Below are 22,520 nucleotides of genomic sequence, written 5' to 3'. Positions count from 1 at the left end.
GGCAGGAAAGCGCTGGAAAGCAACAACACACATCTAGACATCTGGTTGTCATGCAATATCGATAACGTCACACCATGAACTCACACGCCCCCTCGCCCCTGGCCGGTGTCACAGGCCAACGCATCCTGACGCCGCGCGGCGTCGAACCAGCCAGCCTGCGCTTTCAGGGCGGGCTGATCGACGACAGCGGCGCCACGCCCGCCCGCGGCGCCCCCTGGTTCGACGCCGGCAACCTGTTGGTGCTGCCCGGCATCGTCGACCTGCACGGCGATGCCTTCGAACGCGCCATCATGCCCCGGCCCAATGTCACCTTCCCGTATGACAGCGCGCTGTTCGACGTAGACCGCCAGCTGCTGGCCAACGGCATCACCACCGAATTCCACGGCGTGACCTTGTCCTGGGAAGGCGGGTTGCGCGGCGAGGCCTATGCCGAACGCATGTTCGACGCGCTGGAACGCATGCGGCACATGATGGGCGCGCGGCACTACGTGCACCTGCGCTTCGAAACCCACCATGTGGGCGGCGTGGACCTGGCCCAGCAATGGATCCGCGACGGCCGCGTGCGCTTTCTGGCCCTGAACGACCACTTGCCCAGCATGGCGCGCCGTTTGGGCGATGACCGCAAGTTGATGCAATACGCCAGCCGCGCCGAATGCGACCTGGACACCTTTCAGGAGCGCATCCGCGCCGCGATGTCGGCCGCCGATTCCGTGGCCGACGCCACGCGCGAGCTCACCGCGTGCGCGCAGGCGGCCGGCTTGAAAGTCGCCTCGCACGATGATCCCGACGCCGCCACGCGCCGCTACTACCACCAGCTGGGTTGCAGCGTGGCGGAATTTCCGCTGACCCGTGAAGCCGCCGGCGTCGCGCGCGACCTCGGCAACTCGGTCGTCTTCGGCGCGCCCAACGTCGTGCGCGGCGGCAGCCACACCGGCGCGCCCAGCGCCACCGAGATGGTGCGCGACGGCCTGTGCGACATCCTGACGTCCGATTACTACTACCCCGCCCCGCTGGCCGCCGTCATGCGGCTGACGCACGACGGCGTGCTGTCCCTTGCGCAGGCTTGGGACCTGGTGTCGCTGAATCCGGCGCGCGCCGCCGGCCTGAAAGACCGCGGCGCATTGGCGCCGGGCCTGATCGCCGACGCCATCGTGGTGGACGACCACATGGCCGGACTGCCGCGCGTGGTCGCCGCGATCGTCGGCGGCGAACTGCGCTACGCCACGCGCGTGTTCGGCCACGACAACAGCCTGCGCATGGCGGCCTGACCATGCCGCTTGCCCATCGCTACGCGCTGTACCTGACGCCCACCGGCCCGTGGCTGGAATATGGCAGCCGCTGGCTGGGCAGGTGCGCCGACACCGGCGAGGCGCTGCCGCCACTGCCCGGCATGCCCGAACCCTCCCGCGCCTGGACGGAGGCGCCGCGCCACTACGGGCTGCACGCCACCTTGAAGCCTCCTTTCCGGCTGCGCGCCGGCGCCACGCCGCAGGCCGTGGACGCGGCCGCCCGGGAACTCGCCCGCGGCTTCCTCCCCTTCGAGGTGGAGCTGGAATGCGAAGCGCTGCGCGGCTTTCTGGCATGGCGCATCGCCGGATCGGATACGCAAGGCCATGCCCGCATCCAGGCCCTGGCCAATGCCGCCGTGCGCAGGCTGGACGACTTGCGTGCCCCGCTCACTCCCGAGGAGACCGCGCGGCGCCAGCCGCAATCGCTGCCGCCTGAACAGCAAGCCATGCTGGCGCACTGGGGCTACCCCTACGTGTTCGACACCTATACGTTCCACATCACGCTGACGGGAAAACTGGCGGGCGACACGCTGGAACAGGCGCAACGCGGCATCGCCGCGTTCGCCGACCCGTTACGCGGGCAGACCATGGCGGTGCCAGCCATCAGCGTCTTCGTGCAGCCCGAGCCGGGCGCCGATTTCATCGCCGCGCGCCACTATGGCTTCGACGGCACGCATACCGACGCGGTCGGCGCCGGGTATCTGCAAGGCCCGCCAGCGCCATGATCCGCCCGGCCACGGCCTCGCCGCCCGCCGACGGCACGCGGCTGATCTACCTGATGGGCGCATCGGGCAGCGGCAAGGACACGTTGCTGCGGCTGCTGCGGGCCCACCTGCAAGCCGATGAACCCGTCCTGGTCGCGCACCGCTACATCACCCGCGACAGCGGCGATACCGAAGACGCGCTACGCCTGTCGACGGAAGAATTCGTGCGCCGCGCAGCGCTGGGTTGTTTCGCGCTGCGTTGGTCCAGCCACGGGCTGCACTACGGCATTGGCATCGAAATCGACACTTGGCTGGCCTGTGGCGCGGCGGTTATCGTCAACGGGTCGCGCGCGCATCTTCAGGCCGCGCACGCCCGCTATCCCGCGTTGACGGCAGTGGAAGTCACCGTCGATCCGGCCCTGCTCGCGCACCGCCTGGCGGGCCGCGGGCGCGAAAGCGCCGAACAGATTGCGCAACGGCTATCGCGCGCCACACAGGCCTTCGCCGTGCCGCAAGCGTGCCGCCTGGCTCAGGTCAGCAATAACGGCGCACCCGAATCGGCCGCCGCCGCCCTGCTGACGATCGCGCGGGACCAACTGGCCCGGTAACCGGCGTCACGCCGCGGGCGGGTCGGCGCACAGGTCCAGCAAGATGTCCGAAAAGCGCTCTTCCGCCGCCAGCGCCTGTTCGCGCCGGCGGCGGATCAGGTTGATGGGCGGCAGCTCCCAGCCGAAATCCCAGGGCACCATGCCCAGCTTGCCCCGCTGGCAGAGTTCCCGCGCGATGTCCTCGGGCACCACCGAGATCAGCGCCTCGTTCATCGTCAGCATGCCTTCGATCACGTCGGTGGAATAGGCTTCCAGCACCGGCGACGGCGGGCGCAGCCCGGCGCGGATGAAGTGCTCCATGATCAGTTGCCGCGTCGGCGTGTTGGCCGCCGGCAATACCCAGTCCATGGCCGCCACCGCCGGCCAGTCCGGCGCGCGCCGAGCCAGGCGCTGCGCCAGCCGGCTGTGCGCGATCAGGCGCGGGCGCTGGTGATACAGCACCCGGTGCATCAGGTCGTCCAGCGCGACGGTCGACGTCGCGCGGCTGATGATGCAGTCCAACTCGTGCCGGCGCAGCATCGGCACCAGGTGATCCGTGGTGGCGCGATGCAGGGTCAGCGTCACCCCATGGCCCCGGTGCAGCCGGCTGATGGCAGCCGTCAGCAAGGCGCTGGACACGTACGGCACCACGCCCACGTTCAAATGTGCCGAGCGGCCGGCATGCAGGGCCTCGACTTCGCGCGCCCACAGGTCCAGATCGCTTTGCATGTGGCGGGCGCGCAGCAGCGCCAGCTCACCGAGCGGCGTGGCTTGCAGGCCGCGTCCGCTGCGCACGAACAGCGGTGCACCGAAGATATCTTCCAGTTCGGCCAACGCCTTGGTGACGGCGGGCTGGCTGATGCCGGTGGCCGCGGCCACCCGGGTCAGGGAGCCATGCTTGGCAATATTGGTCAGCAGCGCCAGGTGGCGGTGCTTCAAGCGATTGGCCAGACGGGCAGCATCCCAGCTCATGGATCTTCTCTATAACCATATGGTTATTCAATTATGCCTATAAAGCTGAATTAAGTTATTTCACGATCCTATACTTCCATTCACATTCCTCGCAGCCCGTCCCGTCACCATGAGCGATTCCTTCACCACCCGTCCCGAAATACGCGGCACCTTCGGCGTCGTGTCGTCCACGCACTGGCTGGCCTCGCAGGTGGCGATGGGCGTGCTGGAGCGCGGCGGCAACGCCTATGACGCCGCCGTAGCCGGCGGCTTCACGTTGCAGATCGTCGAACCGCACCTGAACGGGCCGGGCGGCGAAGTGCCTATCCTGCTCTGGAGCGAGCGCGAACAGCGCATGCGCGCGCTGTGTGGCCAAGGCCCCGCGCCCGCCCTGGCCACGCCCGCTTATTTCCGGGACCTGGGCGTGGAACTGGTGCCCGGCATCGGCTTGCTGCCCGCCACGGTGCCCGGCGCGTTCGGCGCCTGGCTCACCCTGTTGCGCGACTACGGCACCTGGGAACTGGCCGACGTGCTGCAACCGGCCATCGACTACGCGCGCAACGGCTTTCCGCTGGTGCCGCGCGTGTCGCAGGCGATCCTGGCCGTACAGGCGCTGTTCCGTGATGAATGGGCAAGTTCCCGCGATGTCTGGATGCCCGACGGCCGCGTGCCCGCGCCCGACGCCCTGTTCCGCACGCCCGCCATCGCCGCGACCTACACCCGCATCGTGGAAGACGCGCATGCTGCCAGCAGCGACCGGCGCGGCCGCATCGACGCCGCGCTGGAGGGTTGGTACCGCGGTTTCGTCGCCGATGCGATCGACGCCTTCTACACCCATGAAGCGGTGCGCGACACGACAGGCCAACGCAACCGTGGGCTGCTGCGCAAGGCGGACATGGCCGACTGGCGCGCCACCTACGACGAACCTGCCACCACGCAGTACGGCCGCTACACCGTCGCCAAATGCGGGGTCTGGTCGCAAGGCCCTGTGCACCTGCAGCAGTTGGCGATGCTGCGGCACTTGGGGCTGGACGGGCTGGATCCGACCTCGCCGCAATTCGTGCACCGCATCGCCGAAGCCGCCAAACTCGCCTTCGCCGACCGCGCCGCCTGGTATGGCGACCCTGATTTCGTGCAGGTGCCGCTTGCCGCGCTGCTCAGCGACGCGTATGCGCGGCAACGCGCCGCCGGCATCGGCGACCAGGCGTCCACGACACTGCAACCGGGCAGCCCCGCCGGCATCGCGCCGCGCCTGCCCGACCTGACGGCCGCCGACCGCACGCTGGCCGCCTCGGACATCCGGTTTGGCGTCGGCGAGCCCACCTTCGCCGCCCTGCCGCCGGTGGCGGAATGGGCCGCGCGCGAAATCTTCGTCGGCGACACCTGCCAGATCGACGTGATCGACCGCCACGGCAACATGGTGGCCGCCACACCTTCCGGCGGCTGGCTGTCGTCCAGCCCGGTCGTGCCAGGCCTGGGTTTCCCGTTGACGACCCGGCTGCAGATGACGTGGCTGGACGAAGGCGTCGCAGGCCAGTTGCAGCCGGGCAAGCGCCCTTGCACCACCTTGTCGCCCGGCCTGGTGCTGCGCGACGGGCAACCCTATATGGCGTTCGGCACGCCGGGCGGCGACCAGCAGGACCAATGGACGGTGGCGTTCTTTCTGCGCCACGCGATGGGCCTGAATTTACAGGAGGCCATCGACGCGCCTTCCTGGCACATCGACCATTTCCCGGGCTCGTTCTGGCCGCGCACGCAGACGCTGAACCGCCTGACGGTGGAGTCCCGCCTGCCCGAAGCCACCATCCAGGCGCTGCGCGATGCCGGCCACCAGGTCAAGGTGGGGCCCGCCTGGTCCGAAGGCCGCATCAGCGCCTGCACGCGCGAACCGGCGGCGGGCGGCGGCTTGCTGCTGCGCGCCGGCGCCAATCCGCGCGGCATGCAGGGCTATGCGGTCGGCCGATGATCCTGATCAACCAGTTCCATTCCAGCCGGCGTCCAGACCGGCACTTGCACAAGGGGTAATCACCATGACGTTGCGATTCAAACGACTGTTGCGCGCCTGCGCGTTCGGCCTTGCCGTAGCCGCGCCCGCGCTGTCCCAGGCCGCCTGGCCGGAAAAACCCATCACCCTGATCGTGCCGTGGGCCGCGGGCGGCTCCACCGATATCCTGGCGCGCGTGCTCTCGGAAGGGCTGACCCAGTCGCTGGGCCAGTCCGTCATCGTCGAGAACCGCTCGGGCGCGTCCGGCAATATCGGCACCACCTTCGTGGCCCGCGCCAAGCCCGATGGCTACACGCTGCTGGTCGGTTCGATGAGCACGCACACCATGAATCAGGCGCTGTACACCAACATGCCGTTCGACGGCGTGAAGGACTTCACGCCCATCGCCGAACTGGCGCTGGTGACCAACACGATGGTGGTCCATCCGTCGGTGCCCGCGACCAACCTGAAGGAATTCATCGCCTACGTGAAAGAACGCCCGGACACGGTCGCCTACGCGTCGGCGGGCCAAGGCTCGACCAACCACCTGAGCGCCGCGCTGTTCGAAAAAGCCGCTGGCGTGAAGATGATGCACATCCCCTATCGCGGCGGCGCGCCTGCCGTGCTGGACACGGTGGCCGGCCGCACGCAGGTGTTGTTCAGCGCCGGCACGCAGACGCTGCCGCACGTGCAGACGGGCAAGCTGAAACTGTTGGCCGTCACCGAGGAAAAGCGCTCGCCGCTCTTGCCCGACGTGCCCACGGTGGCCGAAACACTGCCGGGTTATGAACTGTCGGTCTGGTACGGCGCGTTCGGCCCCGCGGGCATGCCACCCGAACTGACCGCGCGCCTGAACCGCGAGATCAACCTGATCCTCAAGCGCCCCGACGTCATCAAGAAGATGGGCGACATGGGCGTGCTGCTGACCGAGACCACGCCGGAGCAATTCGGCCAGATCCTCGTGCGCGACGCCGACAAGTACGGCAAGTTGATCAAGGAATTGGGGATCACCGCGGAATGATGGATAACGCGACTTTGCAGCGACCCGCGTCGGCAGGCGTGCAGGCGGTCGCGCGGGCTTACGCCACCGCCGACGCGGTGGCCGCGCTGCAAGCCATCGACGCCTACGCCCACGCCGCGCTGGGACACGCCTTGTGCACCGTCAACCGCTACGACGCGGACGCCATGCGCGTCGTACGCCTGTACAGTTCAAACCCGCAGGCCTACCCCCCGGGCGGCAGCAAGGACAAGCGCGGCACGCCCTGGGGCCGCCACGTCCTGCTTGAACACCGCGTGTTCGTGGGCGAAGGCGAAGCGGCCATACGCGAATTCTTCAACGACCACAACGCGATCCGGGAACTGGGGCTGCAATCGGTGATCAACATCCCGGTCGTCTACGGCGGCCAATGCCTGGGCACCGTGAACTTCCTGATGCCGCGCGCCAAGGTCTCGGAAGCGGACATCGACCACGCCCGGCTGGCGGGCTTGCTGGCGCTGCCGGCGTTCCTGGCGCTGCGGCAAGCGGGCTGAAAACGTCCTGCATTGGTACGGGGCCAGGTGTAGCCGGAGTTAGAATGGAGTCGTTTCCACCACTGGATTCGCCAGACCATGAAGACTGTCCCTATCGAAACATTGGGCCAAATTTCGGCAGCGCAAGAAACGGCGTTGCTGGACAACCTGGATGCCGCATTGTCCAGCGATGCGGGCACAGCCGCGCATCGGCATCTGGCCGAGGGACGCCCCGTCTATTTCCGCGATGCGCTGACACCGCCCGGCCATGTGATCCGAAAGCACCCAGATGGCTCGTGCCAACTCGTTAGATTCACGGCCGATGGCTCCGAGCTGCCGGTATCTGAACCCGCAGCAGCGTGACGATTCCTCAACTCTGGGTCGTTGCTGGGCCCAATGGCGCGGGAAAATCGACCCTCATCAGCGACCGCCTGCATGGCCGGTTGCCCTTCGTGAATCCCGACGACATCGCACGCCGCATATCCCCAACCGATTTCGATAATCCCCGAAACATCATCTTGGCGGGCAGGCAAGCCTTAAAGGAAAGGCGTGCCCACCTAGCGGCCCTTGATTCGTTTGCCATCGAAACCACGCTTACCGGCAACAGCGCGTTGGACCTGATCAGTACCGCCAAAACACTGGGCTATAAGATCAACCTGATTTTTGTCGGGCTGGATGACGTCGCATTGTCGATGGCTCGCGTCGCGTTGCGCGTTCGTGCTGGCGGCCACCGCGTCCCGGCCAGAGACTTGCTGCGCAGGTTTTCACGCAGCATTGAAAACCTGACGCACGCGTCGAAATTGGTAGACCGCCTCTGGGTACTGGACAACTCAGGTTTGCGTCGGCGCCTGGTGCTGTCCAGTGTTCAGCACCAACCCAGGCTTCTATCCGCGAAGATCCCTGAGTGGGTACCCGCCGACGTGTTGAACAATCTGCGGAAAGGCCTTTAAATCAACGCCCGCCGGATCCTCGACGACAGCATGTCGATCACGATCACGAACGCCACGATGATGATCATCACCGCGCAGGTTTCGGCGTAGCGGAAGCTGCGGATGATCTCCCACAGCACCGTGCCGATGCCGCCCGCGCCCACGATGCCGACCACCGACGCCGAACGCACGTTCGATTCGAAGCGGTACAGCGAATACGAGATCCACAGCGGCAGCACCTGCGGAATCACCCCGTAGACGATTTCTTCCAGCGCGTTTGCCCCGGTGGCCCGCACGCCCTCGACGGGGCGGGGGTCGATCGCTTCGACCGCCTCCGAGAACAGCTTGGCCAGCACGCCGGTCGTGTGCACCCACAGGGCCAGCACGCCCGCGAACGGCCCCAGGCCCACGGCCACGATGAACAGCATCGCGAACACCATCTCGTTGATGGCGCGGCAGGCGTCCATCAAGCGGCGCATCGGCTGGTAGACCCACGCCGGCACCATGTTCGACGAGCACAGCAGTCCCAGCGGCACCGCCACCACGATGGCCAGGAACGTGCCCCACACGGCGATCTGCACCGTCACGATCATCTCGTCCAGGTACATGCGCCAATCGCGGAAGTTCGGCGGGAAGAAGTCGGCCGCGAACTGGGCCATGTTGCCCGAGTCGCGCAACAGGTCCAGGGGCCGCATGTCCGCGCCGCGCCACGACATGACAAGCAGCGCAAGCACGACGGCCCAGACAAGAAGGACTGGCAGCGACGAGCGCGGCGCGGCAGACAGGCGGGAGGGGTGGGTGGCTAGGTTCATGGAGAAAGGCGGTCCGCTTGGGAGCATTCGGGGAGGAGGCGCCGGCGCTTGGCTGCGCGCCGGCGCGTTGCGGCAAGGCTTATTGCTTGGCGGAAGCGGGCTGGCCCAGGCTGGCCAACTTGCCGTCCAGCTCGGTCAGCTGCTTCTGCTTTTCGGCTTGGCCCAGCGTCGTGTCGGCTTCGATCTTGGCCTTCTCGCGGGCCAGTTCGATCTGGCGGATCGGCACCAGTTGCTGGTTGTCGGACGCGCGAAAGCCCTGGTAGGTCAGCGCCTTCAGGTTCGCCAATTCACGCTCGGCGTCCTTGCCCTTGCCGTAGTTGACGAAGAAGTCGCGGACGCGGGCCTTCAGGTCAGCCGGCAGGTCCGTGCGCATGACGAGCGGGTCCGCCGGGATCAGCGGCGACTTCCACAGCACGCGCACGCTGTCGTTGGCGTCCTTGCCGGTGTTCAGGCGATAGCGCTCCAGCGCTTCGGTGTTGTTGACCGCCACGTCCACCTGCTTGTTGATGACCGACAGCAGATTGGCTTCATGATTGCTGGCGCGCACCGTCTTGAAGAAGGTCTTGGGTTCGATCTTGTTGGCGGCCCACAGGTAGTAGCCGGGCACGGCGGTGCCGGAGGTGGAGTTGGGGTCGCCCGCGCCGTAGCTCAGCTTGGCGCCGTTCTTCAGCACGTCGTCCAGCGTCTTCAGGTTGCTGTCCTTGTTGACGATCAGGAGCGACCAATAGCCGGGATTGCCGTCCTTGTCGATGACCGAGGCGAACACTTCGCCCTTGGCGCGGTCCACGGCTTCGATGGCCGACTTGTTGCCGAACCAGCCCAACTGCACCTTGTTGAAGCGCATGCCTTCGATGATGCCTGCATAGTCCGACGCGAAGAAGGGCTTGACCGGCACGCCGATGGCGCGGCTCAAGTCGTCGATAACGGGTTGCCAGACAGACTTCAGGTTGGTCGACGACTCGGTCGAGATGATGCCGAAGTTCAACGTCTTGGCGTCTTGCGCGTAGGCCTGCGTGGACAGCGCGGCGGCGGCGATCAGGGTGACGAAGGTTCTGCGTAGCATGGGTGACTCCGGGGTATGTAGGGGCAGAGAGGGCAAAACAGCGCAGGCGAATTGGTTTTCAGGCCGCTTGCGCCAAGTGGGACAACGGCGCCAGACCCGGCATGGCCGGCGCGCGGGAGGAATATTCGGGAAGCAGCTCGCTCAGCTCGGAGCCGTACAGGTCGCGCAGCATTTCCGGGGTCAGGTCGGCAGCGCGGCCGTCGTAGACCACCTTGCCATGGCGCAGCGCAACCACGCGGGGGCAATAACGCAGTGCCACATCGACCTGGTGCAGCGACACCACCACGGCCGCTTTGCGGCTGCGGTTGATCTGGGCCAACGTGTCCATCACGCGGCGCGACGATTCGGGATCCAGCGACGCGATGGGTTCGTCGGCCAGGATCACGCGGGCGTTCTGCACCAGCGTGCGCGCGATCGCGGCGCGTTGCTGCTGGCCGCCGGACAGCGTCGAGGCGCGCTGAAATGCATAGTCGTCTATACCAACCTGGGCAAGCGCTTCCAGCCCCTGGCGCACTTCGCCACGCAAGAACCAGCGGGTCAGGCTGCGCCACAGCGGCACGCGCGGCAGCATGCCGGTCAAGACGTTAGTGATGACCGGCAGGCGGCCGACCAGGTTGAATTGCTGGAACACGAAACCGATGCCGGCGCGCGCGGCGCGCACATTGCGGCTCAGGCGACCGTTCTGCTGGATCTGCTGGCCATTGACCTTGACGCTGCCTTGCCCCGCATCGCCGGCAACAAAACCCGCCAGATGGCGCAGCAGCGTGGACTTGCCCGACCCCGACGCGCCCAGCAACGCCACCATTTCGCCGTCGGCCACTTGAAGGCTGACGTTGTCCAGCGCCTTGGCGCCGGCGTGGAACGTCTTGCTCAAATTCTGCACTTCGATGGCGTACGTCATCGCCTGATCCCCTGTTGTGTGGTCATGGCGGCATTCTGTTTTCGCCGCATGACAACGCGATGACCCGGAGATCGAATCATTTGGCGCAAAATAAGGGGTCAGCAACCGACTGAAAGACCTCGGTCATAAATGGCCTGGCGCGCGTAGGGCGCCGCCTTGCGGCGCGGGTATATTCGAATTGTTCTCCCCACTTGCCTGGCGCTCATCATGATCAAAGGTTCCTGCCTGTGCGGCCGCGTTGCTTACGAGATCAACGGCCCTCTCACCGACGCCCTGAATTGCCACTGCGTCATGTGCCGCAAGTCCCACGGCGCGGCCTTCCGCAGCCGAGCGTCGGTTCAAGCCTCCGATTTCCAGTGGACGAAGGGCGAAAACCACGTCACCTGGTATGCGTCGTCGCCGGGCAACTACCGCGGCTTCTGCGAAGCCTGCGGCACGCCGCTGCTCAGCCGCTTCGATCAAACGCCAGATACGTATGGCCTGCCCCTGGGCGCGCTGGACGACGATCCAGGCATCAAGCCCACCGCGCACTGCCACGTGGCCGACAAGGCGCCCTGGTTCGAGATCACGGACGGCTTGCCGCAGTACCCGCATGAATTCCAGGGCGTGGGCGAGACCCGCAACGAGGCCGTTACATAAAAATTCAACCAAGCGGTTGAATATTGGCCTGCGCCGATCTATATTCAACCCTATGGTTGAACTTATCCCCGCCCCCACACTGGATGCCGTCTTTCGCGCGCTGGCCGATCCCACGCGCCGCGACATGCTGCGCAGCCTGACGCAAGGGGATCAAACCATCGGAGAGCTGGCTGCGCCCCTGCGCATGAGCTTCGCTGGTGCCTCCAAACATGTGCAGGCCCTGGAACGCGCCGGCCTGATCCGGCGCACCATCCACGGCCGCACCCATGTGTGCAGCCTGAATCCGGAACCCATGGCCGAAGCCATGGACTGGCTGCGTTTCTATGAACAGTTCTGGGCGGGCAGGCTGGATGCGCTGACTTCGGCGCTGACCTCCCATTGCCCCCGCCCCCCGTCCCTAGGAGAGCAACATGAGTGATCACGGCGTCGTCGTCGATCCCACGACCCTGCGGTTTACCCGCCAGCTTCCCGCCAGCGTGGAAACGGTATGGGCGTTCCTGACCGAATCCGAAAAACGGGGCCAGTGGCTGGCCACCGGCGACATGGAACTGCGCGAAGGCGGCGGCGTGACCCTGCGTTTCGTCCATGCCGACCTGTCGTCCGTCGCCGAACCCACGCCGGCCCCCTATCAGGCCTACGAGAACGGCGTCACCACCCACGGCATCATCACCCGCTGCGAGCCCCCCCGGCTGTTGGCTTTCACCTGGGGCGGATCCCAGGGAGAACCTTCCGAAGTCGTGTTTGAACTGTCGCCCGACGGCGAAGGCACGTTGCTGGTACTGACGCACCGCAAGCTGAACTCCCGCGACGACATGATCGACGTGGCGGGCGGCTGGCACACCCACCTGGGCGTGCTGTCGGCCAGGTTGCAAGGGCGGGAGCCCGGCCCGTTCTGGTCCGCTCACCACCGCTGGGAGGCCGACTACAAGGCGCGCATCCCGGGCGCCTAGAGTCGTTCAGTAGCAACTATCACGGCGCAGCGACAGATAAATACTGGCTAATCGCTGCGCTTTGCAGTAACATCAGTCCGTGATTTTTCCGCAAAAAACCGGGCTTCGGTCACTCTGCGTGCCAACCTGTATCCCTTCGGGTCACCCCCAAGATACCCAGGCTGCCCCCGGTTTGGTTGAGATTATTACGAACGACGCCGCAACATTGTTTTGCCGACCGGCGTTGCAACAACCGCCCCAACCCGCTTCTTCCGGCGCTGTGCACTTGCACGGTGCCGCGACCAAGCCGCGCATTGCGCGCATATTGCCCACGCTGCGCGAGTATCCGTCATTTCAGACATCCGCTAGGGATGCCGTGGCCATTACCCGCGCTTGCCCGAACGTTTCACGTTCAAACCGCTGGACCTGGTTATTTGAGTCCAACGCGCTTGCCGCCTCGCGCGGCGCGTCATGCCGCCGGCCTGGCTGCGCGTATTGATCAAGGAGTAGAGAATGGCTAAAGAAGAACTCATCGAATTGGATGGCATCGTTGACGAAGTGCTGCCCGATAGCCGCTACCGCGTCAAACTGGACAACGGCATCGAAGTCGGCGCCTACGCCTCCGGCCGCATTCGCAAGCACCGTATCCGCATCCTGGCGGGCGATCGCGTCACCCTGGAAATGTCGCCCTACGACCTGACCAAGGGCCGCATCAACTTCCGCCACAAGGACGAGCGCGCTCCCGCTCCGCATCGTCCCCAGCAGTACCGCCGTTAAGCCAGGGCTCCAGGGCCGGCCCCAGGCCGGCTCCCTGCTGCCCCTTGTTCGCGCGGGCTTAAGCCCGAACCGCGACATGCCGTAATGCGTGGGACGTCCATTCGTGAAAGAATGGCGCGCTTGCCAGGCGCAATGTCTGGCGGGATACGCATGAAGCAAGATGGAACTTAAAGAAGAGTTGCAAGCCGCCGCCGACCAGCTTTCCCTGGCGCGAAGAAAATTCGTGAAAGGGGAGGAAGGCCTGCGCCTGCTCAACCAGTCGCGCGAGGCCTTCATCAACAGCCTGCGCAACACCGGCCTGACCTACGCCGAAGCCAAGATCAAATACGACAACTGCCTGGATGAGCAGGAAGCCCAGCAACACCATGTGCGCCAGCAGATGGAATATGCCGAGCGCATGCACCAGTTCGTCTTGAACAAGATCGCGCAGCAGACCGCCACGGCCTGAAACGTCAGGGCTTGAACGCCCCGATGAAGATTGCGGGATCGACCCGCGCATCGTTCAGGCTGACGTTCCAGTGCAGATGCGGACCGGTCGCCCGGCCCGTCGCCCCCACCTTCCCCACCACAGCGCCGCGCGGCACGTCGTCGCCGACCTTCACGTCAATGGCCGACATGTGGCAGAACATGCTCACAAAGCCCTGCCCGTGGTCGACAAAGACTGTCTTGCCGTTGAAGAAATAATCCCCCACCAGCACGACCACGCCCGCTGCGGGCGACTTGATCGGCGTCCCGGCGGGCACGGCGAAGTCCAGCCCCGAGTGCGGGTTGCGTTCCTGTCCGTTGAAAAAGCGCCGCAGGCCAAACGGGCTGGACAGGCGGCCACCGTTGACCGGACGGTCGAGCAGCAGGTTGCTGGGCGTGACCCCAGCGCGATACGTCCGGTTGGCCGCGCTTTGCTCGGCCATCTCACGCTCGATGCGTTTCATATCGTCCGGATTGGGATCGACCTGCCGCGGGTTCTTCAGCGTGATGTGCTGCGCCACGTATTCCTTGGCGCCCACTTTGAATGGCAGCTTGCGCTGGCCGCGGGCATCGCTGACCACCACCTGCTGCTCGCCGGGCTTCACGCTGAGCGGAATGCCGACCACGGCGATCCACTGCTTGCCCTCTTCGCGCACGACCAGCACGCGCCGGTCCAGGAAGCTCACCTCGGGTGCGCGGTCGGCGTCGCCCAGCGCCAGGACGGCCACGCCGCCGGGCACCGGCGCGTTGAGTTTGCGCGAAATAAAGCCTTGCTGCGCTTGCGCTCGCACGGGCAGCCCGACACCGATGGCGGCGGCGGCCAACCCCGCACGCAGTACCTCGCGGCGATTGAACATGGAGCTTACAGGCACAAGTTCGCGGGCTCGATAATGCTTTGGTCGCGGCGGGCGATGCGCGTGGACAGGCGGGTTTCGGTCTTGCCCTTCCAGGTCGTGGTCGTCAGCACGGCTTCAACGCCCAGGCTGTCTTCCTGCACCAGCTCAAAGCCGTTGCGCACGGTGTTCTGCTTGAAATTGACGCCCTGATTCTTCCAGGCATCGGCCACGCACCGGGTGTAGTCCTCTGCCGTGCGCTGGGTCGCGCCATAGAAGACCGGATCGCGCTGGCGCACGTCTTTGACATTGGCGCAGGCCGTCAACGCGGCCAGGACGGTAAGGGACAGGGCAAAACGAACCTTCATGACGGTAAGACTCTCAAGCAGGAGGGGTGAAAAGGGGGCGGCAGAAACTATAACGCAGCGATCAGCCGCGCTATTGCGCGGCTGCGGCTCAGGACGGCACCGCGCGGCGCGCCGACTTGGGGCGGAACGCGTCGATGACGTCTACCCGCGTTTGCGCGTACGGGCCGCCGATCAGGTCGATGCAATAAGGAATGGCGGCGAAGATGCCCGGCACCTGCACCGCGCCGTCTTCGCCCCTCAAACCTTCCAGCGTCTCGCGTATGGACTTCGGCTGGCCGGGAAGGTTCACGATCAAGGCGGCGTGGGACGGGGTTTCGCGGATGACGGCGACCTGTCGCGACAGGATCGCGGTGGGCACGAAGCGCAGGCTGATCTGGCGCATCTGCTCGCCGAAGCCGGGCATTTCCTTGGTGGCGACGGCCAGCGTGGCCTCGGGAGTGACGTCGCGCCGGGCCGGGCCGGTGCCGCCGGTGGTCAGCACCAGGTCGCACCCGCAGATATCCACCAGTTCGATCAGCGTTTCGGAAATTCGGGCAGGTTCGTCCGGAATCAGGCGGTCCACCGCCTGCCAGGGGGATGCCAGCGCGGACCCCAGCCATTCGCGCAGCGCGGGCAGGCCCTGGTCCTGGTAGGTGCCCGAAGAGGCGCGGTCGGAAACGGACACCAGGCCGATGATCAGGTCGTCGGGGTGGCGGCGGGTGATTCGGGTCGTGGCGGTCATGGGCGGCAGCGTCGTATAAGTGGGAAAAAAGCGGGATCGGCGCCGCAAGGCGGCGCACGGCGAGTGGCGCACGGCGCGGTCAATCCTGGAAATCCAGAAGAACCGCGCGATGTCGATGCTATCGCATTCTTTCCCTGGGACAAGCACGCCGGGCGCCGCGACGGGACGCCACACGCTGTGGCAAAAAAGCGAATCGGCCCTGGCCCCCGTTTCCCGCGCTTGTTCCCGTCATCCGCGCTGGATAACATCCGCTAACAAAATCGATTCCAATTTTCCGCCGCCACGCCGTCAGCCCCCATCCATGTTCAAACGCACTTTACGGCAGCACGCGCTGGCCGCGGCGCTGGCCCTGTCCGCCGCCGCCGCTTGCGGCGGATGGGCCTGGCACTCGCTGGCGCTGAAAACCGGGCCCGTGCCCACGGCGGCCCCGGGCATCTACATCCCGAACCTGGGCAATACGCTACAGGAACAGACGCGCAATCTGTCCAGGATGAGCCAGGCGCTGCGCACGGGGGACCGCCTGGTGATCCTGGGGTCTTCCGAGCTCACCAGCAACGACCTGCGCTTCGTGCCCTACCGCTATCTGGCCGATGAGCTGCAAATGCCCGTGCTGGCCTATGGCCATTCAGGCTTCCAGTCGCTGGGCATGCAATTGGTGCTGGCCGCGCTGGCCGACGACCTGTCGCCGGCCTCGCGGGTGGTCGTGATGCTGTCGCCCGGGTGGTTCGACGGCGATGGCGGGCTGGGCGCGGACGAATTCAAGGAGCACGCCAACCCGCTGCTGCCCCGCCTGGTGACGCAACCCGAAGGCCGGGCGGAACTGGCGCGCTGGCTGCGCGACAAGGGCGACGCCGCGGTGGCGTGGTCCATGCTGGAGGAACAGGCCTACGTGTTCCGCCAGCGTCTGGTCGACCTTTGGGCCCCCGCCTATGCCGCGCCGGCGCCTGAGCCGGAACGCGAAGGTCCGGCCGCCGCCGCCCGGGTGGTGGACTGGGATGCGCTGGCCAGCCAGGCCCAGGACGCCGAGCAGAGCCAGATGAGCGGCAACCGCTACGCGGTGCGGGACGAATTCTTCAACAAATACCTGCGCACCATCCCCGAAGGCGGCAAGACCGCCTATCAGCCGCAGCCCTTGACCGGCCGCGACGAACTGCGGGAGCTGACCGCCCTGATGGCGCTGCTGCATCAGCATGGGACGCGCGCCCTGTTCGTGATGCAGCCCCTGCATCCGATGGTGTTCAAGGATCTGGCCCGCTTCGAACCCATCCAGCGCGACGTCGCGGCGCTGTGCCAGCGCTACGCCATGACCTGCATGGACATGTACGGCGCGCCCTTCGAAATCGGCATGCTGCGCGACGTGCAGCACCTGGGCGAACTGGGGTGGCTGCGCGTCAACCAGAAAATCGCCGAAGTCTTCAGACCCTGAGCGGCGGCCGGAAATGAAAAGAACCCTTTGGCTCTGCCTGCTGTACCTGGGCATCGTGGCCGTGATGCTGATCCAGGCCGATACCGCGGCCAATCTGGGCAAACCGATGGAAATCGAGTTCCAGTACTCGAAATTCTGAGGCCCCCGGCGTGACGGGGAAGGCGGCAGTGGTTTTTCGACGCAACCAGGGTCAGGTCACAAATCTGCAATAATCGGCTCCTCTCGCCGGAACCTCGCCCCCCGCCTCCATGTTCGACCTATTCCACGGCCTAGATCTCTGGGTTGGCCTCAGTCTTGTGCTGGCCCTGACATTCGTCCTGGCCTTCGAATTCATCAACGGCTTCCACGACACGGCAAACGCCGTGGCGACGGTCATCTACACCAAAGCCATGCCGCCCCATCTGGCGGTGGTGCTGTCGGGCATATTCAACTTCCTTGGCGTGCTGCTGGGCGGCGTGGGCGTGGCCTACGCGATCGTCCACCTGCTGCCCGTGGAACTGCTGATCAACGTGGACACCGGCCGCGGGCTGGCCATGGTGTTCGCCATGCTGGCGGCCGCCATCGCCTGGAACCTGGGCACTTGGTACTTCGGCATCCCCGCGTCCAGCTCGCACACCCTGATCGGCTCGATCCTGGGCGTGGGCCTGGCCAATGCGCTGATCACCGACCTGCCGCTGGCCGATGGCGTCAACTGGGGCAAGGCCATCGATATCGGCCTGTCGCTCGTGGCCTCGCCGGTCGCGGGATTCCTGGTGGCGGGCGGCTTGCTGCTGCTGCTCAAGCGCTGGCTGCCGCTGTCGAAGATGCACAAGACGCCCGATCAGCGCCGCGCCATCGACAACAAGAAGCACCCGCCGTTCTGGAACCGCCTGGTGCTGGTGCTGTCGGCCATGGGCGTGAGCTTCGTGCACGGGTCCAATGACGGCCAGAAGGGCATCGGCCTGATCATGCTGGTGCTGATCGGCATCGTGCCGGCCAATTTCGTGCTGGACACAACCAGCACCACCTATCAGATCGAACGCACCCGCGACGCGGCGAACCACCTGAGCGTGTTCTACCAGCGCAACGAAGCCATGCTGGGCGACTTCCTGGCGCTCAAGCGCTCGGACGCGACCACCGAACTGCCGCGCAATTTCCGCTGCGATCCGGAACTGACCATGCCGACCATCGCGGCGCTGCAGGCCGACCTGGCCGGCGTCAGCAACTACGCCGACCTGTCCGCCGAGAAGCGCATCGACGTGCGCCGCTACCTGTTGTGCCTGGACGATACGGCCAAGAAGGTCTCCCGTATCGAAGGGCTGCCTGCCCGCGAACGCGCCGACCTGCAACGCCTGCGCGCCGACTTGACCGCCACGACCGAATACGCGCCCTTCTGGGTGATCGTGGCCGTCGCGCTGGCGCTGGGCGCGGGCACCATGGTCGGGTGGCGCCGCGTGGTGCTGACGGTGGGCGAAAAGATCGGCAAGCAGGGCATGACGTACGCCCAGGGCATGTCGGCGCAGGTGACCGCAGTGGCCGCGATCGGCCTGGCCAACGTATTCAGCCTGCCGGTGTCCACCACCCACGTGCTGTCGTCCGGCGTGGCCGGCACGATGATTGCCAACAAAACCGGCTTGCAAGGCAACACGGTGCGCAACATCCTGCTGGCCTGGGTGCTGACCCTGCCGGCCTCGATGGCGCTGGCGGCCGGCCTGTTCTGGATCGGCGTGCAGATCACCGGCTGATCCGGATCCGCCTTGCGGGCCGTGCAGGCGATCTGCACGGCCCGCGCAACACTCTGGCTACCGCGCCAGGCTGTTTTCCGCCCCGGCCCGCGTCTACCATGACGCCATGGCGACTCAGACCCCCACCCTGCATTACATTTTCGATCCGCTTTGCGGCTGGTGCTATGGCGCCGCGCCACTGGTGGACGCCGCCCGCGGCATCGCGGGCCTGACCGTGGCCGCCCATGGCGGCGGCATGATGACGGGCAGCAACCGCCAGCCCGTCACCGACGCGCTGCGCCGTTACGTCATGCCGCACGACGAACGCATCGCCGGCATGACCGGCCAGATCTTCGGCAAGGACTACTTTGACGGCCTGCTGCGCGACACGGGTGCGGTGTTCGATTCCGAACCGCCAACCACCGCCATCCTGGCGGCCGACGCCTTGGCCGGCCGGGGGCTGGACCTGCTCAAGCGCCTGCAGCGCGCGCACTATGTGCAGGGCCTGCGCATTGCCGACCCTGACGTGATCAAGACGCTGGCCCGCGAGATCGGGCTGGACGGGGACGCCTTCGACGCCGCCTACGCGGCCGCGCAAGGCGCGCCGACCGCCGCCTACATCGCCGAGAGCCGCAAGCTGCTGGCCCGGGTCGGGGGCACGGGCTTTCCAACGCTGGCGCTGGAATTCAAGGGCACCTATACGCTGCTGGAGCCCAGCCGCTACCTGGGCCGACCGGCCCAATGGCAGGCGGACCTGCGCGAACGCATCCAGGGCTAGGCCCGCGCCCGGCGCCGCGCAGGCGCATCAGTCCGCTTCGATGTCCCCGTCCCGCTGCAGCGCGCGGTGCATCGCCGGCCGATCGCCCAGCCGCTCGACATAGGCACTGAACACCGGCGACTCCGGAACCACCTTCACCTGCATCATGTACTGCAGGGTTCCGCCCAGCACGATATCCACCGCCGAAAAGCGGCTGCCCAGAAAATAGGGCCGCGCCTGCAGCACGCGGCTCAACACCTGTTCGACCTCGTCGGCCGACCCCCAGCCTGGGGCGCCCCCTTCGTGGGGCCGCTTGAACGCGCGTTCGACCATGGCGGGTTCGAACACGCCCGTGGAGTAGGCAAGCCAGGTCAGATAAGGGCCGCGGTCGGCGTCGCCCACCAACGGACCGAGCCCTTTTTCCGGGAACAGGTCCGTGAGATACAGCGCGATGGCGGGGGTTTCAAACACCGGCACCCCGTCGTGCACCAGCGCCGGCACCTTGCGGTGCGGGTGGATGTCGATGTAGTCCGCAGGCATGTGGCCCGCGCTGTCGGTGCCGCGGATGGACACCATTTCGGTGTCGTACGGCACGCCCAGTTCCTCAAGCAACCACAGGACCCTGAACGACCGCGAGCGCGGCGCATGGTAGAGCGTAAGCATGATCGGCCTCCTTGGGAGTCCGATCATTTTGCCTGCGCGGACTCAGCCCGCCAAGGCCAGCAACACCCCGTATCCCGCCATGCCCAGCAGCACGGCCACGCCGGTATTGCGAACCATCCGGGCGGCCACGCCCGTGACGACCAGCCCGCCCACGTAAGGGGCGATGCGGGCAGCCTGCGCTCCCGCGTCCAACAGGTCCGGCACGATGACGGCCGCCGCGATGCCCGCCAGCAGGCTGGGGCCCAACGCGGCCAGCGCCGAGCCTTCGCGCGACAGGTGCCGCAGCAGCCGGCTGCGTTCGGACAGCATGAAGGGCAGCGCGCGCGTCAGGTAGGTAATCACGGCCATCGCGATCACCGCGCCCCAAAATCCCAGCCCTTCGGCGTTCATGCGGACCTCTTCAGGCGATAGGCGGCGCAGCCGATGACGGCGCCGATCAGGATGGCCAGACTGGTGTGGCCCATCGCCGCCACCGCACCTGCCCCCGCCACCGCGGCGATGACCGGCAGGCCCATGCCGCGCTTGGCGCTCTGGCACACCAGCGCCATGAACAACGCCGGCAACGCGAACCGCATCACCTGGGACAGCATGGGGTAATGGCGCTCCAGCCCGTCGCCGGCATAGACGCCCACGGCGGTCCCGGCGATCCAGGTCAGCCACGCGCCCAGCCCCAGCGCGATCATCCAGCCTTGGCGACGCGGGGGCGGCACGCCTTGCAGGCGGCTGAAGGCGGTGGCAAAGACTTCATCGGTCAGCAGGAAGGCGACCTTCAGGCGGTCGCGCAGGGCCGTCGGCAGGAAACGGGACAGCAAGGGCCCGTACAGCAGATGGCGGGCGTTCAACAGCGAGCACAGCGCCACCACCCATAGCCAAGGCGTGCCGGCCTTGATCGACGCCAGCAGCAGGAACTGGCTGGCGCCGGCGTAGACGAACACGGAAATCAGGATCACCTGCAGCGGGGTCAAACCGGCCGCGACGCCAGCGATCCCGAACGTCACCGCCACGGGGAAGTAGCCGATCATGACCGGCAGGCAGGATTTCAGGCCGTCGATGCGCGCGCTGCCCGCCAGGGCGTGCACGGGGCTGGGAGACGTCTCCACGGTGCTTTTCGCTTGTTTGTTGTGGCAAGGCAAGCGCGTAGTTTACCCATCCCGCAAGGCCGGCCAGGGGCGTCTTGTCATTGTTCCGGCACGCCCAGCGCCCGCAGATGCGCTTTCAGGCGCCGCACCTCCTGGCTCAGGTCCAGGATCAGCGCCACGGCGTCCAGGCTGGCGCCGAAATCGTGCTCCAGCCGGCGCGCGTGCAACGCGCGCTGCAGGTCGACGCTGTAGAAGCACCAGTCCGCGGGCTGTCCACCGCTGGCGTTGACGATGCCGACTTCGACCAGTTGGGCGACCCATTCCACTTCCGCGCCGCAAGCACGGGCCAGGTCGTCCGCGCTGAGCGGCTGCGATTTTCCCACGACGGTGGCGCTGGTGATGACAAGCTTCTTCATGGTCAGACCCCCAAGTGGCGCCGCGGGTTGAAAGGCACGTCTTGCTGCAGCTTGCGGTAGGCCGCGCGCGCAGCCTCGCTGTCGGCCGGCGGCAGCACCAGGTCCAGCACCAGGTACAGGTCCCCCGGCGGATCGCCGGGTATGCCGCGGCCGCGCAGCCGCAGCTTGCGCCCATTGCCGGAACCCGCCGGGATCGACACTTCAACCGTGCCACCGGGCGTGGGCGTATCCACCTGCGCACCCAGCGCGGCCTCCCATGGGGCGACGGGCAGCGTCATGTAAAGATCACGCCCTTCCGCCCGGTAGCGCGGGTGCGGCTTGAAGCGCACTTCCAGGTACAGGTCGCCATTTTCGCCGCCGCCGTAGCCGGGCATGCCCTGCCCCGCCAGACGGATGAACTGGCCTTCGCGCACGCCTGGAGGAATACGCACGCTGAGCGTGCGGGTCTTCATCTGGGGATGGCCCTGGCCGTCCATTTCCATGGACCTCAGGCTGATGTCGCGCGTCGCGCCCTTGAGCGCGTCTTCCAGGTCCACCTCGATGGCGGCGTGGTGGTCGTCGCCGCGCGCGCGGAATTCCTGCTGGCGCGCGCCGCCCCGCTGGCCCCGGCCGCCGAACAGCGATGAAAAGAATTCGCTGAACTGCGCCTCGTCGCCGGGCGCCGCGCCGCGGTGAAATTCAAAGCCTTCGTCCCACCCGGGCGGCGGCTGGAACCCGCCGTCCGACGACACGCCGGCCGCAAGATTGTCATAGGCCTGGCGCTTTTCCTTGTCTCGCAAGACGTCATAGGCTTCGTTGACGTCGCGCATGCGGGCCTCGGCGTCGCTTTCCTTGCTGACGTCGGGATGGTATTTGCGGGCAAGTTTCCGGTACGCGCGCCGGATCTCGTCTTCGGTGGCGCCGTGCTCCACGCCAAGCGTGCTGTAGTAGTCCTTGAACTCCATGTTCCAGCTCACCTTAAAGGTTTCGGCCGCGTCGGGCGGAGCCGCATCCGGCCTTGAATATCAAGAAGATA

Annotated in this window: 29 protein-coding genes; 17 read left to right on the top strand and 12 right to left on the bottom strand. The window is 66.5% G+C overall.

Annotation, left to right across the window (positions count from 1 at the left end; genetic code table 11):
* Positions 1 to 74: 74 nt before the first annotated feature.
* Genes HG262_RS23025 through phnN form a run of 3 tightly spaced genes read left to right on the top strand, consistent with a single transcriptional unit; the run spans position 75 to position 2,601 of the window.
* Positions 75 to 1,268, top strand: a complete 1,194-nt coding sequence (locus HG262_RS23025) for an alpha-D-ribose 1-methylphosphonate 5-triphosphate diphosphatase (protein WP_169273224.1) — start codon at positions 75 to 77, stop codon at positions 1,266 to 1,268.
* Between the two features lie 2 nt (positions 1,269 to 1,270).
* Complete coding sequence (locus HG262_RS23020; RefSeq protein ID WP_169273223.1) at positions 1,271 to 2,014, top strand: DUF1045 domain-containing protein; 744 nt, start codon at positions 1,271 to 1,273, stop codon at positions 2,012 to 2,014.
* Positions 2,011 to 2,601: a phosphonate metabolism protein/1,5-bisphosphokinase (PRPP-forming) PhnN gene (gene phnN, locus HG262_RS23015; protein ID WP_169273222.1), complete on the top strand. Its 591-nt coding sequence runs from the start codon at positions 2,011 to 2,013 to the stop codon at positions 2,599 to 2,601. Before HG262_RS23020 ends, phnN begins: the two co-directional genes overlap by 4 nt.
* 6 nt (positions 2,602 to 2,607) lie before the next feature.
* Here the strand turns inward: phnN and HG262_RS23010 are convergent, their stop codons facing one another.
* The gene (locus HG262_RS23010; protein WP_169273221.1) at positions 2,608 to 3,552 is read right to left on the bottom strand and encodes a LysR substrate-binding domain-containing protein; all 945 of its coding nucleotides are present in this window, start codon (positions 3,550 to 3,552) and stop codon (positions 2,608 to 2,610) included.
* Between the two features lie 109 nt (positions 3,553 to 3,661).
* On the opposite strand from HG262_RS23010, the gene HG262_RS23005 reads away from it, so the two are divergent.
* The 5 genes from HG262_RS23005 (at position 3,662) to HG262_RS22985 (ending at position 7,974) form a co-directional block, all read left to right on the top strand.
* Complete coding sequence (locus HG262_RS23005) at positions 3,662 to 5,497, top strand: gamma-glutamyltransferase family protein (protein WP_169273220.1); 1,836 nt, start codon at positions 3,662 to 3,664, stop codon at positions 5,495 to 5,497.
* Positions 5,498 to 5,561: 64 nt separating this feature from the next.
* Positions 5,562 to 6,536 (top strand): tripartite tricarboxylate transporter substrate binding protein, encoded by a 975-nt coding sequence (locus tag HG262_RS23000; protein WP_169273219.1) that lies wholly within the window; start codon positions 5,562 to 5,564, stop codon positions 6,534 to 6,536.
* Positions 6,536 to 7,045, top strand: a complete 510-nt coding sequence (locus HG262_RS22995; protein ID WP_169273239.1) for a GAF domain-containing protein — start codon at positions 6,536 to 6,538, stop codon at positions 7,043 to 7,045. The genes HG262_RS23000 and HG262_RS22995 overlap by 1 nt, the downstream gene beginning before the upstream one ends.
* A gap of 78 nt (positions 7,046 to 7,123) precedes the next feature.
* On the top strand, positions 7,124 to 7,387 hold the full coding sequence (locus HG262_RS22990) for a hypothetical protein (protein ID WP_169273218.1): 264 nt from the start codon (positions 7,124 to 7,126) through the stop codon (positions 7,385 to 7,387).
* Positions 7,384 to 7,974: an AAA family ATPase gene (locus HG262_RS22985; protein WP_211187705.1), complete on the top strand. Its 591-nt coding sequence runs from the start codon at positions 7,384 to 7,386 to the stop codon at positions 7,972 to 7,974. Before HG262_RS22990 ends, HG262_RS22985 begins: the two co-directional genes overlap by 4 nt.
* On the opposite strand, the gene phnE is transcribed toward HG262_RS22985, so the two are convergent.
* From phnE to phnC, 3 genes are all read right to left on the bottom strand, one after another.
* Positions 7,971 to 8,765, bottom strand: a complete 795-nt coding sequence (phnE, locus tag HG262_RS22980) for a phosphonate ABC transporter, permease protein PhnE (protein WP_169273217.1) — start codon at positions 8,763 to 8,765, stop codon at positions 7,971 to 7,973. The genes HG262_RS22985 and phnE overlap by 4 nt on opposite strands.
* 79 nt (positions 8,766 to 8,844) lie before the next feature.
* Positions 8,845 to 9,828, bottom strand: a complete 984-nt coding sequence (gene phnD, locus HG262_RS22975) for a phosphonate ABC transporter substrate-binding protein (RefSeq protein ID WP_169273216.1) — start codon at positions 9,826 to 9,828, stop codon at positions 8,845 to 8,847.
* A 58-nt stretch (positions 9,829 to 9,886) separates the two neighbouring features.
* Positions 9,887 to 10,729 (bottom strand): phosphonate ABC transporter ATP-binding protein, encoded by an 843-nt coding sequence (gene phnC / locus HG262_RS22970; RefSeq protein ID WP_169273215.1) that lies wholly within the window; start codon positions 10,727 to 10,729, stop codon positions 9,887 to 9,889.
* Positions 10,730 to 10,936: 207 nt separating this feature from the next.
* Between phnC and HG262_RS22965 the strand changes: the two genes are divergently transcribed.
* The 5 genes from HG262_RS22965 (at position 10,937) to HG262_RS22945 (ending at position 13,522) form a co-directional block, all read left to right on the top strand.
* On the top strand, positions 10,937 to 11,368 hold the full coding sequence (locus tag HG262_RS22965; RefSeq protein ID WP_169273214.1) for a GFA family protein: 432 nt from the start codon (positions 10,937 to 10,939) through the stop codon (positions 11,366 to 11,368).
* A gap of 52 nt (positions 11,369 to 11,420) precedes the next feature.
* Positions 11,421 to 11,786, top strand: coding sequence for a metalloregulator ArsR/SmtB family transcription factor (locus HG262_RS22960; RefSeq protein ID WP_169273213.1), 366 nt, complete (start codon positions 11,421 to 11,423; stop codon positions 11,784 to 11,786).
* The gene (locus HG262_RS22955; protein WP_169273212.1) at positions 11,779 to 12,318 is read left to right on the top strand and encodes an SRPBCC family protein; all 540 of its coding nucleotides are present in this window, start codon (positions 11,779 to 11,781) and stop codon (positions 12,316 to 12,318) included. Before HG262_RS22960 ends, HG262_RS22955 begins: the two co-directional genes overlap by 8 nt.
* 492 nt (positions 12,319 to 12,810) lie before the next feature.
* Positions 12,811 to 13,074 carry a translation initiation factor IF-1 gene (gene infA, locus HG262_RS22950; protein ID WP_006221179.1) on the top strand — a complete coding sequence of 88 codons (264 nt, stop codon included), beginning with the start codon at positions 12,811 to 12,813 and terminating at the stop codon, positions 13,072 to 13,074.
* Between the two features lie 160 nt (positions 13,075 to 13,234).
* A complete protein-coding gene (locus tag HG262_RS22945; RefSeq protein ID WP_169273211.1) occupies positions 13,235 to 13,522 on the top strand; it encodes a hypothetical protein in 288 nt (95 codons plus the stop codon).
* Between the two features lie 4 nt (positions 13,523 to 13,526).
* On the opposite strand, the gene HG262_RS22940 is transcribed toward HG262_RS22945, so the two are convergent.
* The 3 genes from HG262_RS22940 to mog all read right to left on the bottom strand — a co-directional run bounded on the left by HG262_RS22940 (position 13,527) and on the right by mog (position 15,461).
* Positions 13,527 to 14,396: a peptidoglycan DD-metalloendopeptidase family protein gene (locus tag HG262_RS22940; RefSeq protein WP_211187703.1), complete on the bottom strand. Its 870-nt coding sequence runs from the start codon at positions 14,394 to 14,396 to the stop codon at positions 13,527 to 13,529.
* A 5-nt stretch (positions 14,397 to 14,401) separates the two neighbouring features.
* Positions 14,402 to 14,740 carry a hypothetical protein gene (locus tag HG262_RS22935; RefSeq protein ID WP_105559127.1) on the bottom strand — a complete coding sequence of 113 codons (339 nt, stop codon included), beginning with the start codon at positions 14,738 to 14,740 and terminating at the stop codon, positions 14,402 to 14,404.
* Between the two features lie 88 nt (positions 14,741 to 14,828).
* Positions 14,829 to 15,461 (bottom strand): molybdopterin adenylyltransferase, encoded by a 633-nt coding sequence (mog, locus tag HG262_RS22930; RefSeq protein ID WP_169273210.1) that lies wholly within the window; start codon positions 15,459 to 15,461, stop codon positions 14,829 to 14,831.
* A gap of 301 nt (positions 15,462 to 15,762) precedes the next feature.
* Between mog and HG262_RS22925 the strand changes: the two genes are divergently transcribed.
* The 4 genes from HG262_RS22925 to HG262_RS22915 all read left to right on the top strand — a co-directional run bounded on the left by HG262_RS22925 (position 15,763) and on the right by HG262_RS22915 (position 19,368).
* On the top strand, positions 15,763 to 16,887 hold the full coding sequence (locus tag HG262_RS22925; RefSeq protein WP_169273209.1) for a D-alanyl-lipoteichoic acid biosynthesis protein DltD: 1,125 nt from the start codon (positions 15,763 to 15,765) through the stop codon (positions 16,885 to 16,887).
* 13 nt (positions 16,888 to 16,900) lie between these two features.
* Complete coding sequence (locus HG262_RS31140; RefSeq protein WP_282437044.1) at positions 16,901 to 17,026, top strand: hypothetical protein; 126 nt, start codon at positions 16,901 to 16,903, stop codon at positions 17,024 to 17,026.
* 109 nt (positions 17,027 to 17,135) lie between these two features.
* Positions 17,136 to 18,611, top strand: coding sequence for an inorganic phosphate transporter (locus HG262_RS22920; protein WP_169273208.1), 1,476 nt, complete (start codon positions 17,136 to 17,138; stop codon positions 18,609 to 18,611).
* Positions 18,612 to 18,717: 106 nt separating this feature from the next.
* Positions 18,718 to 19,368: a DsbA family protein gene (locus HG262_RS22915; protein WP_169273207.1), complete on the top strand. Its 651-nt coding sequence runs from the start codon at positions 18,718 to 18,720 to the stop codon at positions 19,366 to 19,368.
* Between the two features lie 27 nt (positions 19,369 to 19,395).
* Here HG262_RS22915 and HG262_RS22910 read toward each other — a convergent pair whose 3' ends face one another.
* The 5 genes from HG262_RS22910 to HG262_RS22890 all read right to left on the bottom strand — a co-directional run bounded on the left by HG262_RS22910 (position 19,396) and on the right by HG262_RS22890 (position 22,449).
* On the bottom strand, positions 19,396 to 20,010 hold the full coding sequence (locus HG262_RS22910) for a glutathione S-transferase family protein (RefSeq protein ID WP_169273206.1): 615 nt from the start codon (positions 20,008 to 20,010) through the stop codon (positions 19,396 to 19,398).
* 42 nt (positions 20,011 to 20,052) lie between these two features.
* Positions 20,053 to 20,400 carry an AzlD domain-containing protein gene (locus HG262_RS22905; protein WP_169273205.1) on the bottom strand — a complete coding sequence of 116 codons (348 nt, stop codon included), beginning with the start codon at positions 20,398 to 20,400 and terminating at the stop codon, positions 20,053 to 20,055.
* Positions 20,397 to 21,110, bottom strand: coding sequence for an AzlC family ABC transporter permease (locus HG262_RS22900; RefSeq protein ID WP_348984418.1), 714 nt, complete (start codon positions 21,108 to 21,110; stop codon positions 20,397 to 20,399). Before HG262_RS22900 ends, HG262_RS22905 begins: the two co-directional genes overlap by 4 nt.
* Before the next feature lie 77 nt (positions 21,111 to 21,187).
* On the bottom strand, positions 21,188 to 21,505 hold the full coding sequence (locus HG262_RS22895; protein WP_169273204.1) for a chaperone modulator CbpM: 318 nt from the start codon (positions 21,503 to 21,505) through the stop codon (positions 21,188 to 21,190).
* A gap of 2 nt (positions 21,506 to 21,507) precedes the next feature.
* Positions 21,508 to 22,449 carry a DnaJ C-terminal domain-containing protein gene (locus HG262_RS22890; RefSeq protein ID WP_169273235.1) on the bottom strand — a complete coding sequence of 314 codons (942 nt, stop codon included), beginning with the start codon at positions 22,447 to 22,449 and terminating at the stop codon, positions 21,508 to 21,510.
* Between the last annotated feature and the right edge of the window lie 71 nt (positions 22,450 to 22,520).

This window comes from Achromobacter sp. Bel (assembly GCF_012928505.1).
In the GTDB taxonomy this organism is placed as follows: domain Bacteria; phylum Pseudomonadota; class Gammaproteobacteria; order Burkholderiales; family Burkholderiaceae_B; genus Achromobacter.
Note: the sequence above shows the minus strand (reverse complement) of the source record. Positions and strands in the feature narration are given on the sequence as shown.